Genomic DNA, 13304 nt, shown 5'->3' with positions numbered 1-13304 from the left:
CCGGCAACGTGGTCAGTCGTCGGCGCAGACCGTGCCCTCGGGGGGTAGTTCACCCCGCAGCAGGTAGGCCGTCGCCGCGTCGTCAGCACAGGTCGACCGGTTCGAGTATGAGGCGATGTGCCCGCTGCCCTCGAGCGTGAGCAGCCTGGCGTTGCCGAGTTCGGCAACCATCTGCTGCGCGCCCGCGTACGGCGTCGCGTGATCGCCCGTGACCCCGAAGACCAAGATCGGCACGTCGCTCGTGTTTTCAAACATCATGTAGTCGTCGCCGCTGCGAGGAAGCGCATCGCAGGAGAGGTCAAACATCGGGCGAAGCGTCTCATCGGTGATCTCGGGACCACCGAGGCGGATCGGGAGCCCGTGTTCCCGCACGTACTCGTACAGCCCGACCAGGTTCGGATCCCGGGGCGAGGAGAGGCAGCGAACGATCATGCCGCTCAGACCGACGCTCGATCCGCCGCCGCTCATCGCGTCGGCCATCTGATCGATCGCCGCCTGCTCCCCGCTCAACGACCGGCCCACCACGTCGAGCGCGGTCTGTCGCCCCGAGGGCGCCTGGTACAGCGCAGCGGTCAGATACCCCGACAGCAGGCTGCCGTCAATCTGAGTGCCGTCGCTCGCAAGCAGAGGCGCGAGATCAAGCTGATCGGAGATATCCACCAGGGCATCCTCGCCGTTCAGCGGGCACAGGGCGAGCCCATACTCGGTGGCGCACTGCTGCAGGAGGTCGTTCAGCGCGAACGAAATCGCCTCCCGCTGCTGGTGAGAGCCGAGCGGGCTCGACCAATCGCTTGGCCAGGCACTGTCGAGCATCATGCGCCCCAGGCGCTCGGGAAAGAGCGTCGCGTAGGTCGCGCCGATGACCGTTCCGTATGAGAAGCCGGCGTAGTGGGTCTTCTCGTCGCCCATGAGATGGCGCAGCAGCTCCAAGTCTCGGGCGACCTGCGCCGAGCCCATCGAGTCGGCCAGTGGGTTCGCGTCGGCGCACAGCGCGATCGCCAGTTCGAAGATCTCGGTATCGTTCTCGCACTGCACGGGAGTACTGCGGCCGATGCCCCGGGGATCGAAGCCCAACAGGTCGTACTGCTCATGCACCGCATCGAAGCTTCGAATGGTAGTCAGTCCGATCGCGAAGTCAACTCCGCTGCCGCCGGGTCCGCCGGGGTTACTGAACAGTGTGCCGAGCGACTCGTCGCCAGTTGCGGGCAAGTGCACCGCCGACAGGGTGATCGTCTCGTGATTCCCGGAGTCACTCCAGTCGAGGGGGGCCTCGATCAACGCGCAGCGGGCGCCCTCGGCGGTGCCGCCCGCATCAGCCACTGCCGATTCGAAACCCTCCCGGAACCCGAACTCGGAGCCGCATTCTTGCCACTCGACATTCTGCGCGTAGACCCCTGGAAAGCTCGTTTCCTGCAGCCCGCTCGCCCCCTGGTCGGCGCTCTCAGCCGCGCACCCGCCGAGCGCCAGGGTGAGACCGATCGTCGTCACCGTCGCAACTATTCCACCGATTCGAACCATGACATCCCCCTCGGGCGTTCATCACGCGGTCAACGGTCGCGTGAAACTTACACTGTGTCCAGCATATGCGAAACGCACTGCTCCGCCCGCATCCGAGCGCGGGGCGCAGCCGATTCGCTTACGAAACGGGGGTGTTCACCACGATGACCGACATGACCGTCGCAACGACCATCACGACCGTCGACACCCCGGTGATGATGAGGCGTAGGCGGAAGCTGCGGATGATCGCGGCAATACCGAAGAGGAACAGCGAGATGGCGAGCAACACGGTTCCGAGGGTCAGCTGATCGCCCAGTTCGTTGAACTTGGCCGAGCTCTCGAGAGCCGCGTCAGCCTCGGCCTTGACCTCCTGGTAGCCGCCGAAGAGCACGGCTTGGTAGTCCTCGCTGGCCTGCGGGTGGGTGAAGTACTCGGGGTCGGCCTCGTTCTCCGCCGCAGCCCAGTCCATGGCCGCCGCGAAATCTTCGGTCATCGACTGGAAGCTCAACACCTCAACCGTTTCCAGCGCGACGGCCGCGGCCGCAGCGTCGGCGCTCGTCGACTGGATCTCGAGTTCGGTCAAGCGATCGAAGAGCTGCCCGTCGCTCACGTACTGCTGGTTGCCCTCGAGGTACAGCGACTCGGCCTCTGCCGCCAAGACGCTCGCCTTCGTGTTTGCCGCCGACATCTCGCCGTCATAGAGCGAAGCCTGGAACGAGGCCCAGGCGGTGATCACCGAGGCGACACCCAACAGCACGGCAATGACGAGCTCGAACTGGCGGCTAAACCAGCTCTCGCGAGCGGGCTCTGCGTGGGTTGGGGCCGTTGCGGGCGCGGGAGATGCGGTTTCGGGCACAGAGGTCATGGGTGATTCCTTGGGTCTAGAGACGGGGGAAAACAGGGGTCAAGCGCGCAGAGCAACAGACAAACAAACAAACAACCAAACAAACACACCGCTAAACGAGGTGAGAAACAGAGATCGCGTGTGACGCGTCAGTCATCGAGGCAGACCGTGCCGGCCGCAGGCATCTTTCCAGCCACCAGGTATCGGGTCGTGCGCTCATCAATGCACGTGGATCGCGCCGAGTACGAGGCCGCATGCCCCTGGCCATCAAGCGTTAGCAGGGTCGCATCACCCAGCTCTGACGCGAGCACCTCGGCGTACTGGAACGGGGTCGCGTGATCTCCGGTGATGCCGATGACGAGGATCGGATCCGCCCCCGTCGCATCGTACGACTCGGTGAAGTCAAGCCCGCTGCCGGGCAGCGTGTAGCACGACAGGTCGGTGAACGGTGCGAGGGTCTCGTCGGTGATCTCGGGCCCACCGAGCAGCCTGGGCATGCCGACGCTCTCGATGTGCTCCAGCAGCCCCGGAATGTCGGGTTCGATCGGGAACGAGTGGCACGTCACCACCCGCATCGCCATGTCGGGCACATGCTCCCCCGAGAAATCGGCCCCGATCGTGTCGATCGCCTCCTGATCGCCAAAGAGCGCCAGGGCAATCGTGTCGAGCGTGCGCCCCCGCTCGAAGTGGCTCTGGTAGAGCGCGCCGGTGAGGTACTCCTGCAGCAACCGACCCGTGATCGCCGTGCCGTCGGTCGCGACGAGCGGCTCGGCATCGAGTTGCGCCAGCACGGCAAGCAGCGTCTTCTCGTTGACGAACGGGCACACCTCCACCTCGTCCTCGTACTCCGTGCGGCAGGCGGTCGCGAGCGCAATCGTGGCGTTTGAGATCGCCACCGACTGATCAAACAGGTGGATCAGGCTTGCCCACTCCGCGTTTTCGGCGCTGTCGAGCACCATCCGACCCACCCGTTCCGGGAAGATGCTGGCGTACGTCGCGCCGAGCATCGTGCCGTACGAGTACCCAAGAAAGTTGAGCTTCTCGTCGGCCATGAGCGCGCGCATGAGTTCCATGTCGCGCGCGACCTGGGAGGTGCCCATGGTGTGGGTGAGGGGGTTGTCGGCGATGCAGGCGCCCAGCTGCACGACGGGCAGCTGCGATCCACCGCCGTCGCAATCGATGGGGGTGGATCGCCCGATGCCGCGCGGGTCAAAGCCGAGGAGGTCGTAATTGGCCGCCACCGCTTCGAAGCCCGGTGCAACAGCCATGCCCAGCATGTACTCGACCCCCGGGGCGCCGGGCCCGCCGGGGTTGCCGAGCAGCGTGCCCAGCGGTTCGCCACTGGTCGACGGGATGTGCACAATGTTCAGCTCGATCGACTCTTCGATCGATGGGTTTTCCCAGTCGTACGGTGCCTGAATATACGCACAGCCGATCTGCTCGAGGTCGAAGCCGGCGGCCGCAAGCTCATCGGCGTACCACTCGTCGAGGCCCTCCTCTTCGCCGCACGCGTACCACTCGATCTCTTGCTCGTAGTAGGCCGCGAAATTCTCCGCCTGCCACTCGCTACTCATGCTGCGTGGATCGAGCGGGTCAACCTCAGCCGGTGCGCCCGCACCCATTCCCAGGCCGAACAGTGAACTGCAGCCGCTGAGCGCGAGGCCCGCGGCGAGAACCCCGGCAAGCAGTGCCGCGCTCGGTCGCGTGCGCCGCCGCGTGCGAGAGGGGGGATTCGTGGCCATAGGGAAATGCTAGTGGGAAAAATGCATCCCATTGCACACCATCCAAGATTGGATTTTCGTCTACGTCCCGCTGGGCATCGGGCTTTGCGCGGTGGGGCTCTCTGCCAACGAGAGTCTGCCGTCGACGAGGTGCACCGATCCGTGCATACGGGGAAGCTGCACCAGGTCGTGAGTCACGAGCAAGGTTGACGTGTTGAGTTGATCAGTGAGCTGCAGGATCAGGTCGATGATGCTGGCACCGCGTTCCTGGTCGAGCGCGCTCGTCGGCTCGTCAACCAGGAGTACCTTTGGGTCGTTCATGAGCGCGCGTGCGATGTTGACTCGTTGCCGCTGCCCTCCAGAGAGCTGGTGCGGGCGTTTGTCCCGCTGCGCGGCGAGGCCCACCGCGTCGAGCAGGTCGTTCGCGCGGGCGTTCGCCTTCGCCCGGTTGCGGTGACTGTGTGGGTCACCGAGTTCGTTCATGACCGCCAGCTGTTCGTGCGCGGTGAGCGAGGGAATGAGGTTCGATTGTTGGAACACGATGCCGATTGTGCGTCGGCGCAGCTCGGTCGTCTCGCCAGCACTCAGCTCGGCGGCATCGATGTCATCGATCAGAACTCTGCCCGAGTCGGGGCGAATCAAGGTCGCCGCGACGGCGAGGAGGCTCGATTTTCCTGAGCCGCTCGGCCCGGTGATCCCGGTCACCGTACCGGGCCTGCCGGTGAGGGTGACCCGGTCGACGGCCGTAATGCGCGCATCTCCGTCAGGAAACGTGAGGGTGATGTTATCGAGGCGAATCATCGGTTGCTCCCGAGTGCTGTGAGTGGATCGGCGGATGTTACCGAGCGGAGGGCAAATGCGGCCCCTGCGAGTCCGAGTGCGATCATGATCGCGCCGGGCAGCAGCGTGGTGATCGGGCTAAGCATGAAGGGGAGGGCAGTGCCGGCGAACGTGCCCATGACAGCGACAAGACCGAGGCCAGTGCCGATCCCGAGCACCAGCACGATGAGCGCCTGGCCGAGCGCATCGCGCACGAGGGAGCGGGTGCTCGCGCCGAGGGCTTTCAGCACGGCAACATCGCCTTTGCGCTGCATCGTCCACACAGTGAAGAAGGCGCCGATGACGAGGCCCGAGATACCGAAAAGCAGAGCGACCATGAGCAGGAGCGAGCCGATCTCCGAGCGGAAGGCACTGAGGGCCATCAGTGAGCCCAGGGTGCCCTCCGAAAGCGTGTCGTTCGCGGCGTCCCCCGCCTCCCAGTCGGGCGTGCCGCTGATCGCCAGCACGGTCGCGTACGCGTCGGGGCTGCCTGTCGTGGCCGCATAGGCTTGCCAGTCGCTCAGGGTCATCTTCACGACCGGTGTGTGGCTGTACCAACCGTCGCCCTCCACGGTCTCGACGGTGTACTGCACCCCTGCGATCGCCACTTCATCACCGGCATCGACCTGCAGCGCGGCCGCGGCTGGCTCAGACAGCCCCAGTCGCCCGTCGCCGGTGGGTGAGGTCGCGTCGAACCCTGGTTGCACTCCGAAGAGGGCGATCGCGGCTCGAGTGTCGCCTGATTCACCTCGCGTCTGGCTGATCCCGAGGGGCTCCACAGCGGTCACGCCGTCGGTCACCGCCCACGCGCTCGCCTGCTCCTGCGTGAGCGCCGAGTCCGAGAAGCTGGCACCGGCTTCGCCGCCGGCTGGGGCCGAGAAAGCGATCCTGTCTGCGGAAATCGCGAGCACCGCAGAGATGTTTTGGGTGGCGAGCCCTCCGGTGAGCCCGCTCAGGAATCCAACGAGCACCGTGATGAGCGCCACCACCGATCCGATCAGCACAAACCTGCCCCGGGCGAAGCGGAGGTCTCTGAGTGCGACATACATGTGGGTTCCTTTCACGCCAACGAATTCGATGACAGTCCCACTTTTCCACCGGGCAGCCCGCCCGTCATCGGCCGTCCGCACAGCGCGCAGCGGCGAAACGACGGAAGCGCGGCTCATCCTTTTGAACGATGTGATTCGCGCCGCAGGCCCGTAAGATTCAGCGCATGACCTCCCCCACGATGACCCCGGTCTTCGTGGTGTTGCGCGTGGGCGCGCACCTACTGTTCTTCGGCCTGATCGCCCTGGTCCTGATTCGCGAGGCGCTCGCCCCCGGCGCGCATAGCGGCATGGTCATCGGCTTGTCTGCGGTGCTGTTGATCACTTACGCGCTCGGCGCGGTGTTCGCGCGGCCCGGAGGGCCACGCTTCGGCCGGCTTGGGCTGTGGTGGATCGGCGCACTCAGTCTCGAATGGGTCATCCTCCTCTGGTTCAGTTCCGAGGCCGCCTACCTTGTATTCCCGCTGTTCTTTCTCTATCTCTACTTCTTTGGGCGTTGGTGGGGGCCAGTGGCGATTCTCGCGGCGACCGCGGCAGCGATCTTTGCGCTGGGTCTGCACGATGGGTGGAGCGTAGGGGGCGTGGTGGGCCCGCTCGTGGGAGCCGGGGTCGCTCTGCTGATCGGGCTGGGCACGCAAGAACTCGCCCGCGAGGCCGCACAGCGTGAACAGCTCGTGCGCGAGCTGATCGACGCGCGCAGCCAGCTCGCGGCGACCGAACACGAAGCAGGAGTTCTAGCTGAACGCGCGCGCCTGGCAAGAGAGATCCATGACACCCTTGCCCAGGGGCTGTCGAGCATCGGCATGCTGCTGCACGCCGCCGAGCGGGCAGACCCGGAGCGGCCTGGGGTCGAACACCTCAGGCTGGCTCGCGAGACCGCGGCGGTGAACCTCACCGAGGCGCGCCGCTTCATTCGTGAACTCACCCCGCCGCAACTCGACGATGACGGCCTTGGCGGCGCGTTGCGGCGGCTCGCCGAATCCCGTTGGGCTGCGCAGGGCCTGACGGTGCAGGTGCGCGTGTCAGATTCCGTGACCCTGCCGATGCACGTACAGACGGCGTTGTTGCGCATCGCTCAGGGTGCCATCGCCAACGTGATTCAACATGCGCGCGCGAGCTCGGCGACAATTAGCCTGGCCACCGATTCCGAAACCCTCAGCTTCGTTGTGACCGACGACGGCGACGGGTTTGACCCGCGCGCACTGGAGACAGGGTCGCCCAGCACCTCTGACTCGTTTGGACTCCACGCAACTCGCGAACGGGTGCAGCAGCTCGGTGGCACGCTTTCCGTCGGCTCAGCTCCGGGGCATGGCACCACTCTCACCGTGACGCTGCCCGGCTTGGGGGCACAATGATCCGCATCGTCATTGCCGATGATCATCCGATCGTGCGCGCTGGGCTCGTCGCACTCATGAGCCTCGAACACGACGTGTGCGTGGTGGCGGAAGCGGCCACCCCTGACGAGGCAGTCGAGGCAGCCGAACGCGAAAACCCCGACCTGGTGCTCATGGATCTGCAATTCGGCGGCGCGAGCGGCCTGGGCGGCGCGAGCGGCACGGCCGGAGGCGACTCGGCCAGCGTTTCGACCGGCGCGGCGGCCACCCGCCGCATTCGGGCGCTCGAGGCGCCGCCTTATGTGCTGGTGCTCACCAACTACGACTCCGATGCCGACATCCTCGGCGCCGTCGAGGCCGGTGCGAGCGGGTATCTGCTCAAAGACGCTCCCCCGCACGAGCTCATCGCGGCGGTGCGTGCCGCGGCGGCTGGACAGAGCGCCCTCGCGCCGGTGATAGCATCGCGGCTGCTGGATCGGCTGCGCGCCCCACAGGTCAACCTCAGCAGTCGCGAAATCGAGGTGCTCAGACTCGTCGCCAGCGGCTGCTCCAACACCGAGGTCGCGCACCGGCTATTCCTGAGCGAGACCACCGTGAAGTCACATCTGGCGCACATTTACTCGAAGCTTGATGTCTCCTCCCGCACCGCGGCGGTGTCTGCGGCCCGGCTGAGAGGCATCCTGCGATGAGCGGGCCGGGCTGAGGCCCTCTGGGTGCAGCACTCAGACCCGTCGGATCGCCCAGCTCCAAGCGCCAGGCCAGTGTGTGAGCGGTGAACTGATGGCCGAGACATGAATTTCTTGCGCTGACCAGTGCTTTCGCAGGCGCTCGAACCCGGTGAGGTGGCGCTGATCCACTACACTCGTGTGGTGACTGAGCGTGGCCTGACCGAGCGGCAAATCGTCGTGCGCTGGGTGCGCACGATGCTCGCCATCTTTCTCCTGCTGGGCCTGAGTTTCGGCACCTGGCTCAGCCGACTGCCTGCGGTGCGCGATCGGCTCGACGCGTCGACCCTTGAGATGAGCGTCTACGGGTTGTGTCTTGCCGCGGGCAGCGTCGTCGGTCTGGTGATCTCCGGCCAGGTTGTGCAGCGGTTCGGCCCGAAGCGCACGATGCTGATCACCGGACTCGCGCAGGTGGTCGCCCTGCCGGTGGCCGTGGCGATCATCCTGGCCGGCGCGATCCCGCTCGGGCTCGTCGTGCTCTTCGTGTTCGGGTTTTTCTTCGCCACCGCCGATGTGGCCATGAACGTGAGCGGCGCGAACGCCGAGCGCGCCCTGGGCCGTGCCCGACTGCCCCTCATGCACGCCGGATACAGCACCGGCACCGTCGCCGCGATGGGTCTGGGGGCCCTGGCCGAGGCAGTGGGCATCGGCCCGCAACTGCACTTCATTGCAATTTTCGCGGTCATCGGAATTGCGCTCATCATTCTCCTGCGCAATGTGCCCTCCGACGAGCAGGGCCTGCGTGCACGGGCCGCGGAGACCGCAGACGCTGTGGGTGCCGCGAACACTGACGTTGCTCCAGACGGCTTCCGCACCGCGAGTGCGCACGACACGAACAACTCGAGCGACACCGCGTCCGGGGCATTCGCCCCCGAGACCGCCGCGTTTGACGCGACCGGCCCCATTCCGATTGTTGATTCGGCAGCTGGGCGGCAGCCTGCGTTCTCGACCATGACCGGGGCGATCCCCGTCGTTACCTCGCCAATTCCCGTGCAGTCTCCATCACCCACCACACAGCCACCCTCTGCCGCACCTTCGCGCGTCGCTCCGCCCGTCGGGTACTCCCCCTGGCGCGACCGACGTGTGCTCCTCATCGGCCTCATCGCCCTCGCCACCGGCATCGTCGAGGGCACCGCGGCCGACTGGCTTCCGCTGGCGCTCGTCGACGGACGGGGGGTCGCAAACCAGACTGGCGCGCTCATGTTGGGTGTATTTTTCGCCTCGATCATGCTCGTGCGCGTCACAGGTTCGGCCCTGCTGAACCGCTTCGGGCGCGTCAAGATTCTGTACGCGTGCGCCCTCCTGAGCACTGTCGGCATCGTTACCGTGCTCGTAGTTCCCGGAACCGTTGGCCTTCTGCTCGGCACGATCGCGTGGGGGCTGGGGGGCGGGCTCGGCTGGCCCATCGCCATTTCCGCGGCAGCGGATCGATCCGAGACAGCCGTGCGCGACGTCGCCGCGGTCTCCGCGCTCGGCTACGGGTCGATGCTGCTTGGACCGATGGCGTTCGGTCTGCTCGGCGAATTCATCGGCCTCCTCACCGCGTTTTGGGCACTGCTGCTCTTTACCGCCATCACCGCGCTGGTCGCCCGAGCGGCACGCGAGGGCGGATCCACCCCGCTTCGAAACGGGTAGGCTGTCACGGTGAGAATCGTGGTGGCTGACTGCTCTGTGGACTATGCCGGGAGGCTCAGTGCGCACCTGCCGCGCGCGAGGCGGGTGCTGATGCTGAAGAACGACGGCTCGATTCTGGTGCACTCCGACGGCGGCTCGTACAAGCCGCTGAACTGGATGAGCCCGCCGTGCTCGATTGCCACCGAAGAACCAGACGACGAGCAGCGCGAGTTCGGCATCACCGAGGTGTGGCGGGTCGTGCACGCAAAGACAGCGGATCAGCTCGCCGTCTCGGTCTTCGAGGTGTTTCACGATTCCTCGCATGACCTCGGGGTCGACCCGGGCCTCATCAAAGACGGCGTGGAGGCGCACCTGCAGGAGCTACTCGCCGAGCAGATCGACGTGCTCGGCGAGGGACATGCGCTCGTGCGCCGCGAGTACATGACCGCGATCGGGCCGGTCGACATTCTCGCGCGCGACGCTGACGGGGCATCGGTGGCCGTCGAAATCAAGCGGCGCGGCGACATCGACGGGGTGGAGCAGTTGACGCGCTACCTCGAGCTGATGAACCGCGACCCGGTGCTCGCGCCCGTGCGGGGCGTGTTTGCCGCGCAGGAGATCAAGCCGCAGGCGCGCACGCTTGCCGAGGACCGCGGGATCCGCTGTGTGGTGCTTGACTACGACGCGCTGCGTGGCATGCAGAACCTCAACACCCTCTTCTAGCCCCAGCAGACCCCAACTGGCCTAAGCTCGCCCCTTCGCTGGTGGATCGCGGCACCGACTGCCTCTTCCCCGCGGGGTGGACGCTCACGCAGGGTTCAGCGCATTCGAACCCTGCGCCGACGCCCACCCGAGCAATCAAGCCGTTCCCCGCTCACCCAATCCGGCGCGAGGTGGACGCTCGCGCAGGGTTCGCGGACGCTGAACCCTGCGCCGGCGTCAACCCGAGGTGCCCACCGATTGCAGCCGCACGGCGAGTCCGGCGAGAATGACGGCAACCCCGCGGTCGAACGAAGCCTCGAGGTCGGCTCGCGACGCACCCAGTGGATCTGCGGCCGCGTCGGCAGGGCGACCCGCGGCGAGCGCCGCGAACTCCTGCGCCTGCAGCAACATCTGGGTGGACTGCGTGTGTCCGAACACGAAGTGCAGCAGGGTGCGTGCTGATTCGACAGCTTCGCCCAGAGTCATATCGTCGAAACGCTCGCGCAAAACTTCGGCGAGCCGAGCCTCGACCGCCGACGCTCCCAACCGATACGCGGAGGCGGTCGCCACCACGTCGGCACCGTCGCGCACCGCGAGCATGGCCCGTCGCAGTTCGCGGCACAGCTGCGCGGGGCCCGACCCATCGACACCAGAAACCAGCTCATCGGCCATGAGCGCGAGCAGCGTCTGCTTGTCGGGCACGTGGTGGTACAGCGCGCTCGGCTGCACGTCGAGCGCGGCGGCGACCCGACGCATCGAACAGAATTCGAGACCCTGTTCGTCAAGTACGCGCAGCGCGGCGGCGACGACATCAGTGCGGCTGTGACCCATACAGTAGATCCTACATGTCGCACCTGAACAGCGTTCAGTGTAGGGTGAACACTGTTCATGTGCTTGCACAGGCGCACGCCCCCTCACGAGAATAGGAAGACCCATGGCCAAGATCCGCGCTCGCCGCAGCCCAGCCACCGACCTCGCGCTCATCGCCACTTTCGCTGCGCTCATCGTCGCCGCCTCAGTACTGGCCTTCCCGATCGGCGCGGTGCCCGTCACCCTGCAGACCTTCGCCGTGCTGCTTGCCGGCGCCGTGCTCGGCGCGAACCGCGGCTTCCTCTCGGTGCTGCTCTACCTCGCGATCGGCGCGATCGGCCTACCGGTCTTTGCTGGCGGATCCGCCGGCCTCGCCGTGTTCGCCGGCCCCTCCGTCGGCTACCTCATCGGCATGCCCCTCGCGGCCTGGCTCACCGGCTTCATCGTCGAACGCCTCCCCCGCCGCTCGGTCGCCACCAATGGCCTGCTCATCTTCGCCGCGGCCCTCGTGGCAAACTTCGCTCTCGTGTACACGCTCGGCATCGCGGGTCTCGCATGGCGGCTCGGATTGACGCTCGGCGAGGCGTTCATCATCAACCTCGCATTCGTCCCCGCAGATCTCGCAAAGATCGCACTCACGGCGGTCGTCGCCACTGCGGTGCACCGCGCGTTTCCCGACCTGCTGCCGCGACACCGCGCACGCTCGACCGACAGCCTGGACGGCCATGACTCGACCCCTGCAGCGAACGAGCGAGTGGCCACCGACCACGCATGATTGAACTGCACGAAGCTTCGATTGTCGCGCCCACCCACGACGGCGAAGTGCGCGTCCTCGAGCCGACCACCCTCACCCTGACCGAGCACCGCATCGCGCTCATTGGGGCCAACGGCTCGGGCAAGTCCTCGCTCGCGCGCCTGCTGAACGGGCTGGTGCTGCCGACCACTGGCAGCGTTCGGGTGCGCGCCGAGGCGCGAGCCACGGTTCCGGCTGGCGGATCCACTCGCGAGACTGACAGCAGAAGCGCGAGTCGCACCGACAGTTCGGACCGTTGGCTCGACACCGCCCACGATGGCGGTGCGGTGCGGCAACTCGTCGGCTTCGTCTTCACGAACCCCGCCACCCAACTCGTCATGCCCACGGTGATCGAGGATGTGGCGCTGTCGTTACGTCGGCAGCACAAGCGCAAGGTGGATCGCCTCGCCGCCGCGCGCGACGCGCTCGCGCGGTTCGGCCTCGAGGCGCTGGCCGACCGCAGCGTCCACACGCTCTCGGGCGGGCAGCAGCAGCTGCTCGCGATCGCCAGCGTGCTTGCAACCGAGCCTGCAATCCTCGTCGCGGATGAGCCCACCACGCTGCTCGATCTGCGCAACAGTCGGCAGATCTCCGAGCTGCTGCTCGGTCTCCCGCAACAGTTGGTCGTCGCCACGCACGACCTCGAGCTGGCCGCGCGCTGTGACCGGGTGCTCGTGGTCGCCGGGGGCCGGGTGGTACACGACAGCGCCGCCCCAGGCACCACCTCGCCAACTGAGGCGGTCGACTGGTACCGGGAGCGCGCGTGACCAGCGCCGTACTTGGCGCGTACCGTCCTGGCAGCTCCGTGCTGCACCGCATGCGCCCGGGCGCGAAGCTGCTCGGGCTGTTCGTGCTCGGCATCGCGGTCGTCGCGGCACCCGGCTGGCCGTCGGCCCTCGTCGCACTCGGCCTCGGATTGGCGCTCGCGATCGTCTCGGGCATGGGTGCGCGCGGGTTGATCCGCGCGGTGCGGGGCTTCGCGATCATTGCCGTGCTGCTGTTCGCCTTTCAGACCTGGCAGAACGGGTGGGAGCGGGGCCTCGAGGTCGCGGCCGACCTCCTCGCCCTCATTCTTGCGGCGAGCGCGGTCACCGCGAGTACCGCCACCGACGACATGCTCGACACTCTGGTGTGGACGCTCGGCCCGCTGCGCCCGCTGGGGGTCTCCCCTGAGCGCGTCGCCCTCGCGTTCTCCCTCACGTTCCGCGCGATCCCGCTCGCGATCGACATCGCGCACGAGACCCGCGCCGCCGCCCGCGCGCGCGGCCTTGACCGCAACCTGCGCGCCTACGCCACCCCGCTCGTGCTGCGCATGGTCGCGCACGCCCGCCACACAGGCGAGGCGTTACAAGCCCGGGGCCTCGGCGACGACTGACGGCACTCCACCACACGCCCGCAG

Annotated in this window: 13 protein-coding genes; 7 read left to right on the top strand and 6 right to left on the bottom strand. The window is 66.8% G+C overall.

Features of this window, described 5'->3' with window-relative positions; translation table 11 throughout:
- Window positions 1-12: 12 nt before the first annotated feature.
- From ACR0R4_RS01550 to ACR0R4_RS01530, 5 genes are all read right to left on the bottom strand, one after another.
- Window positions 13-1518 carry an alpha/beta hydrolase gene (locus ACR0R4_RS01550; protein ID WP_433645568.1) on the bottom strand — a complete coding sequence of 502 codons (1506 nt, stop codon included), beginning with the start codon at window positions 1516-1518 and terminating at the stop codon, window positions 13-15.
- 118 nt (window positions 1519-1636) lie between these two features.
- The gene (locus tag ACR0R4_RS01545; RefSeq protein ID WP_433645567.1) at window positions 1637-2362 is read right to left on the bottom strand and encodes a hypothetical protein; all 726 of its coding nucleotides are present in this window, start codon (window positions 2360-2362) and stop codon (window positions 1637-1639) included.
- Between the two features lie 128 nt (window positions 2363-2490).
- Window positions 2491-4083: an alpha/beta hydrolase gene (locus ACR0R4_RS01540; protein WP_433645566.1), complete on the bottom strand. Its 1593-nt coding sequence runs from the start codon at window positions 4081-4083 to the stop codon at window positions 2491-2493.
- 60 nt (window positions 4084-4143) lie between these two features.
- On the bottom strand, window positions 4144-4863 hold the full coding sequence (locus ACR0R4_RS01535) for an ABC transporter ATP-binding protein (RefSeq protein WP_433645565.1): 720 nt from the start codon (window positions 4861-4863) through the stop codon (window positions 4144-4146).
- Window positions 4860-5930 carry an FtsX-like permease family protein gene (locus ACR0R4_RS01530; protein WP_433645564.1) on the bottom strand — a complete coding sequence of 357 codons (1071 nt, stop codon included), beginning with the start codon at window positions 5928-5930 and terminating at the stop codon, window positions 4860-4862. The genes ACR0R4_RS01535 and ACR0R4_RS01530 overlap by 4 nt, the downstream gene beginning before the upstream one ends.
- Before the next feature lie 164 nt (window positions 5931-6094).
- Between ACR0R4_RS01530 and ACR0R4_RS01525 the strand changes: the two genes are divergently transcribed.
- The 4 genes from ACR0R4_RS01525 to nucS all read left to right on the top strand — a co-directional run bounded on the left by ACR0R4_RS01525 (window position 6095) and on the right by nucS (window position 10323).
- Complete coding sequence (locus ACR0R4_RS01525) at window positions 6095-7282, top strand: sensor histidine kinase (RefSeq protein WP_433645563.1); 1188 nt, start codon at window positions 6095-6097, stop codon at window positions 7280-7282.
- Complete coding sequence (locus tag ACR0R4_RS01520) at window positions 7279-7950, top strand: response regulator (RefSeq protein ID WP_433645562.1); 672 nt, start codon at window positions 7279-7281, stop codon at window positions 7948-7950. The genes ACR0R4_RS01525 and ACR0R4_RS01520 overlap by 4 nt, the downstream gene beginning before the upstream one ends.
- 180 nt (window positions 7951-8130) lie before the next feature.
- The gene (locus ACR0R4_RS01515; RefSeq protein WP_433645561.1) at window positions 8131-9621 is read left to right on the top strand and encodes an MFS transporter; all 1491 of its coding nucleotides are present in this window, start codon (window positions 8131-8133) and stop codon (window positions 9619-9621) included.
- A gap of 9 nt (window positions 9622-9630) precedes the next feature.
- On the top strand, window positions 9631-10323 hold the full coding sequence (gene nucS / locus ACR0R4_RS01510; protein ID WP_433645560.1) for an endonuclease NucS: 693 nt from the start codon (window positions 9631-9633) through the stop codon (window positions 10321-10323).
- Window positions 10324-10539: 216 nt separating this feature from the next.
- Here the strand turns inward: nucS and ACR0R4_RS01505 are convergent, their stop codons facing one another.
- Complete coding sequence (locus tag ACR0R4_RS01505; RefSeq protein WP_433645559.1) at window positions 10540-11133, bottom strand: TetR/AcrR family transcriptional regulator C-terminal domain-containing protein; 594 nt, start codon at window positions 11131-11133, stop codon at window positions 10540-10542.
- Between the two features lie 103 nt (window positions 11134-11236).
- Here ACR0R4_RS01505 and ACR0R4_RS01500 point away from each other — a divergent pair, with 103 nt between their 5' ends.
- The 3 genes from ACR0R4_RS01500 to ACR0R4_RS01490 are packed head-to-tail and all read left to right on the top strand — an operon-like array spanning window position 11237 to window position 13280.
- Entirely contained in the window at window positions 11237-11887 is a 651-nt protein-coding gene (locus tag ACR0R4_RS01500) for a biotin transporter BioY (RefSeq protein WP_433645558.1), read from the top strand.
- Window positions 11884-12672 carry an energy-coupling factor ABC transporter ATP-binding protein gene (locus tag ACR0R4_RS01495; protein WP_433645557.1) on the top strand — a complete coding sequence of 263 codons (789 nt, stop codon included), beginning with the start codon at window positions 11884-11886 and terminating at the stop codon, window positions 12670-12672. Before ACR0R4_RS01500 ends, ACR0R4_RS01495 begins: the two co-directional genes overlap by 4 nt.
- Window positions 12669-13280, top strand: a complete 612-nt coding sequence (locus tag ACR0R4_RS01490; RefSeq protein WP_433645556.1) for an energy-coupling factor transporter transmembrane component T family protein — start codon at window positions 12669-12671, stop codon at window positions 13278-13280. Before ACR0R4_RS01495 ends, ACR0R4_RS01490 begins: the two co-directional genes overlap by 4 nt.
- Window positions 13281-13304: the final 24 nt, after the last annotated feature.

The sequence above is a fragment of the Leucobacter fengyongliangi genome, from assembly GCF_050971685.1.
Lineage (GTDB): Bacteria > Actinomycetota > Actinomycetes > Actinomycetales > Microbacteriaceae > Leucobacter.
The sequence above is the reverse complement of the archived record's forward strand: the minus strand, read 5'-3'. Positions and strand labels throughout refer to the sequence as shown.

Excerpts from the sequence above, each read along its gene's own strand:
- ACR0R4_RS01545 (WP_433645567.1), bottom strand. The coding sequence starts at position 2,362 with ATGACCTCTGTGCCCGAAACCGCATCTCCCGCGCCCGCAACGGCCCCA.
- ACR0R4_RS01495 (WP_433645557.1), top strand. The coding sequence starts at position 11,884 with ATGATTGAACTGCACGAAGCTTCGATTGTCGCGCCCACCCACGACGGC.
- ACR0R4_RS01505 (WP_433645559.1), bottom strand. The coding sequence starts at position 11,133 with ATGGGTCACAGCCGCACTGATGTCGTCGCCGCCGCGCTGCGCGTACTT.
- ACR0R4_RS01535 (WP_433645565.1), bottom strand. The coding sequence starts at position 4,863 with ATGATTCGCCTCGATAACATCACCCTCACGTTTCCTGACGGAGATGCG.
- ACR0R4_RS01520 (WP_433645562.1), top strand. The coding sequence starts at position 7,279 with ATGATCCGCATCGTCATTGCCGATGATCATCCGATCGTGCGCGCTGGG.
- ACR0R4_RS01550 (WP_433645568.1), bottom strand. The coding sequence starts at position 1,518 with ATGGTTCGAATCGGTGGAATAGTTGCGACGGTGACGACGATCGGTCTC.
- ACR0R4_RS01525 (WP_433645563.1), top strand. The coding sequence starts at position 6,095 with ATGACCTCCCCCACGATGACCCCGGTCTTCGTGGTGTTGCGCGTGGGC.
- ACR0R4_RS01540 (WP_433645566.1), bottom strand. The coding sequence starts at position 4,083 with ATGGCCACGAATCCCCCCTCTCGCACGCGGCGGCGCACGCGACCGAGC.
- ACR0R4_RS01530 (WP_433645564.1), bottom strand. The coding sequence starts at position 5,930 with ATGTATGTCGCACTCAGAGACCTCCGCTTCGCCCGGGGCAGGTTTGTG.
- ACR0R4_RS01500 (WP_433645558.1), top strand. The coding sequence starts at position 11,237 with ATGGCCAAGATCCGCGCTCGCCGCAGCCCAGCCACCGACCTCGCGCTC.